Source organism: Pseudomonas sp. 05T35 (genome assembly GCF_056396605.1).
Genome location: NZ_JBFTLU010000521.1, coordinates 1 through 2,851 on the forward strand (window position 1 = coordinate 1; position 2,851 = coordinate 2,851).

Here is a 2,851-nt window from a genome sequence, read left to right on the forward strand (position 1 = left end):
GTATAGCGTGCTGCGCTATGTCGGCGTGGCCTATCTGCTGTACCTGGCGTGGAAAATCGCCCATTCGGGTCCTGCCCCCGAAGCCGAACAAGGTCACGCCAAGCCTATCAGCTACTGGGGCGCGGCGGCGTTTCAGTGGGTCAACCCCAAGGCCTGGATCATGGCAATTGGTGCAATCAGCACCTACACACCGCTGCAGGGCTATTTCACCAATGTGATCGTCATCGCTGCAGTATTCGCCATTATCAACCTGCCGAGCGTCAGTGTCTGGGCGGCTTGCGGCAGCCTGTTGCGCAATGTCCTGCGTGATCGGCGCTGGTTGCGGGTCTTCAACTGGGGCATGGCCCTGCTGCTGGTCGCTTCGCTGTATCCGATGCTGCACGAAAGCTTTAGCTGACTTGCGCTTCAACCCGGTGTCCGATGCCTGTTAAGCTCGACTTCAGGAGCGTTCCTACGCACTTTGAAATGAAGTCGTACTTCTTTAACGGCATCCGATCAGGTATTGCTGATTTCCCGCAGTTTTAACACCACCTCCAGTGCGGCGCTTTCAGCGAATACACCTGATCCCGGAACAAGCTCTGCGAGTCTTTTTTATGAATAAGCGTCCTTTGTATTTTGATTACGCCGCCACCACTCCGGTGGATGAGCGGGTCATTCAGGTGATGGTCGACTGTCTGGGGTTCAGCGGTAACTTCGGCAATCCGGCCTCCAGCTCCCACGCTTATGGCCAGCAGGCCAGGCGTTCGGTCGAGCAGGCGCGCCAGCAAGTCGCTGATCTGGTGGGAGCGCAAGCGCAGCAGATCGTCTGGACTTCCGGCGCCACCGAATCCAACAACCTCGCCCTCAAAGGCGTGGCCCAGGCCCGCGGCCAGTCCGGCGGGCACATCATCACCAGCCAGATCGAGCACAAGGCGATCCTCGATACCGCCAGGCAATTGCAGGATGCCGGGGTCGCCGTGACGTATCTGCTGCCGGATGCCGAAGGCCTGATCACTGCCCAAGCGGTCAGCGAGGCGTTGCGCGAAGACACCTTTCTGGTGTCGCTGATGCTGGTCAACAACGAACTCGGTACCGTCAACGACATCCCGGCCATCGGTCAGCGGGTGCGTGAGCACGGCGCGCTGTTTCACGTCGACGCCGCGCAGGGCGCGGGCAAGGTAGCGATTGATCTGGCCCAATGGCCGGTGGACCTGATGTCGTTTTCCGCACACAAGATCTACGGTCCCAAGGGGATCGGTGCGCTCTACGTCGGCCCGCGTGCCCAGCAGCGCTTGCAGGCGCAGATCCATGGTGGTGGACACGAGGGCGGTTTACGCTCCGGGACCCTGGCCACTCATCAGATCGCAGCCATGGGCGCAGCCTTTGCGCTGGCGGCTGAACACTTTGCTGAAGAGGCGGCGATTATCGCCCGTCTGCGCGAGCGCTTGCTTGGGCAGCTCAGCGGTATTGCCGGTCTACGCTTGAACGGCAGCCCGACCCAACGCATTCCCCATACCCTGAGCCTGACCTTCAATGAGGGCGAGTTCAATTCCCAGGCCTTGAGTGCTTCGATCGCCTTTTCGGCGACGTCGGCCTGCAACTCTGCGAGCAATGCGCCGTCCCATGTGCTGCTGGCCCTGGGGCACGACGTGCGGGCAGCGGGTCGGACCATTCGCTTGAGTCTTGGGCGTTTCACCACCGAGCAGGACATCGATCAGGCCGCACAATTGATTAAAGCAGCAACCGCCAGTGCACCGGCGTTCTGGGCTACCGCCCAATCCTGATGCGCAGACTAAAAGTCAGCGCCCTATAACAAAATTAAAGTGGTTAGCAGGAGACATGATGAGTACGCAGCCTTTGACCCATGGAACGGTTCCCCAGCGCCTGGCGCATACCCGCGAGCTGATGAGCCGGGAAGGCATCCACGCCCTGCTGGTGCCGTCGGCCGATCCGCATTTGTCGGAGTACCTGCCGGGTTACTGGCAGGGGCGGCAATGGTTGTCGGGCTTTCATGGCTCGGTCGGCACGTTGATCGTCACCCAGGACTTCGCGGGCGTTTGGGCCGACAGTCGCTACTGGGAACAGGCGACCAAGGAGCTCAAGGGCAGCGGCATCGAGTTGGTAAAACTGCAGCCTGGTCAACCCGGCCCGCTGGACTGGCTGGCCGAACAAACTCCGGAAGGGGGTGTGGTTGCGGTCGATGGTGCGGTGATGGCAGTGGCGTCGGCACGCTCACTGAGCAGCAAGCTTGAGGAGCGGGGCGCTCGGCTGCGCACCGATATCGATCTGTTGAACGAAGTCTGGAGCGATCGCCCAAGCCTGCCGAACCAACCGATCTATCAGCACTTGCCGCCGCAGGCCACCGTCAGTCGTGGCGAAAAACTCGCCAAGCTGCGTGAAAGCCTGAAAGCGCGTGGTGCCGATTGGCACTTCATCGCCACCCTCGATGACATCGCCTGGCTGTTCAACCTGCGCGGCGGTGATGTGTCGTTCAACCCGGTATTCGTGTCCTTCGCCCTGATCGGTCAGCAGCAGGCAACCCTGTTTGTCGCACTGAGCAAGGTCGATGCGCCATTGCGCGCGATCCTCGAGCAGGACGGCGTCACCCTGCGCGACTACAGCGAAGTGGCCTCGGCGCTGGCTGCCGTGCCAAATGGCGCCAGCCTGCAAGTCGATCCAGCACGGGTGACTAGCGGTTTGCTGAATAACCTCGGTAGCGGCGTGAAGCTGATTGAAGGGCTGAACCCGACGACCCTCGCCAAGTCGCAGAAAAGCCTCGCCGATGCCGAACATATCCGTCAGGCCATGGAGCAGGACGGCGCAGCACTGTGCGAGTTTTTCACCTGGCTGGACAGTGCCCTCGGTCGTGAAC

The 2,851-nt window shown here is 61.1% G+C and carries 3 protein-coding genes; all 3 read left to right on the top strand.

From position 1 onward, the window contains the following. A partial coding sequence (locus AC1DH9_RS26475; protein ID WP_477809091.1) for a LysE family translocator occupies positions 1-397 on the top strand: 397 nt, incomplete at its 5' end. Between the two features lie 196 nt (positions 398-593). Beyond that, positions 594-1,763 (top strand): aminotransferase class V-fold PLP-dependent enzyme, encoded by a 1,170-nt coding sequence (locus AC1DH9_RS26480; RefSeq protein ID WP_427543628.1) that lies wholly within the window; start codon positions 594-596, stop codon positions 1,761-1,763. Positions 1,764-1,821: 58 nt separating this feature from the next. After that, positions 1,822-2,851, top strand: a 1,030-nt coding sequence (locus tag AC1DH9_RS26485) for an aminopeptidase P family N-terminal domain-containing protein (protein WP_477809092.1), incomplete at its 3' end; no start/stop codon positions are given.